Genomic DNA, 1,217 nt, shown 5'->3' on the forward strand with positions numbered 1-1,217 from the left:
GGATTTTGGATATTTTGTAATGAAGTTTTGAGAGCATTTGCCAATTGGCAGATATGGGCAAAGAAAAAAGCAGTACGTTTTGGTACTGCTTTCAAACGGTTATTTTTGATATAGCTAAAGGTCTTTATCCATATATTCTTCGAGGGATATTTTGAGTTGGTCTAAAAATGCAGTTCTTGAACCTGCTCTTGTTTTCATTCGGTGGAAAGAATGATGAATATCGTTTAAGGGAGTTCGGAATAGCACTTGAAAAATCAAAGCTAATTTTCGGATGCCTATTTTTCCGTATGCAATGGAATTTGAAGCATACAGAGCGTATATCAGTTCGATAAGTGCATTTTGAGAATTGGTCCACGAAATATCCTTGTTTGCATCTAAATTTTGTAATATTGTATCGGGATTTTCTTCAGGATTTATTTTGGTAAGAGTGTAATTATAAAGTAGTTCATTGGCAATAATATGTGCTATTTTGTTGTCGTAATATGTGGAGAAGCTAAGGTCAATTTCAAATACGCCACTCTTTAATCCATCGTGATAGTTAATCTTTCCGAGCCTGAAATAAGTGTGATCACGGTCGGTTCTGCCAGCACGGTAATATCTGTAGAAATCTTCATTGCAAATACTTTCTTTATATTCTAACTTGAGATTTTTTAAAACATTTTCATAATAACTTTGATGTATTTTACCATTACTCACGGGACAGGTAGTTTCTATCCGAAATACTTTATTGTAATAAATAAGTTTTCCAAGGATTTGCGGTTTAACATTCTTAAAGAAATCAACCTCTTGATCTTCATTTAAAAATCCAACTTGCAATACTTCAGTTTTAATAGCACACAACATTTCATTTAGAAACAAAGTCATTTGATATGCTTCATCAGATGACCGTATCATTTGAGAAGAAATTTTGTCCTCCTTATGCCGAATTTCTGATAATATTTTACTCAATATAATTTCCATAGCATAGATGTTTTTAAAGTTTACAGAATTTTATTCAGAACTCATCTAGTTCTTGGTATGCCAAAATTTGGAAATAATATTGAAACCAACACCACAGGTTTCCCCATATTGGGAAAGATTTTTTTGAATATTGTGTGCAAAAAGGGTAAAGCCTTATAGACTTTACCCTTTTATTTATTAAATTTGCAATGATGATTTACAAGGTAATTCAATGAAAGTAAGCGCAGTGTGCACCATTACTAAATCGTTACCGATAA

Annotated in this window: 1 protein-coding gene; it reads right to left on the reverse strand. The window is 32.3% G+C overall.

The genetic code is table 11. The annotated features are described in order from the left end of the window. Positions 1-114: 114 nt before the first annotated feature. A complete protein-coding gene (locus tag E0Y80_RS20515; RefSeq protein ID WP_156309507.1) occupies positions 115-960 on the reverse strand; it encodes an RteC domain-containing protein in 846 nt (281 codons plus the stop codon). Positions 961-1,217: the final 257 nt, after the last annotated feature.

It is taken from the genome of Sphingobacterium endophyticum (genome assembly GCF_009733535.1).
GTDB classification, from domain to species: domain Bacteria; phylum Bacteroidota; class Bacteroidia; order Sphingobacteriales; family Sphingobacteriaceae; genus Sphingobacterium; species Sphingobacterium endophyticum.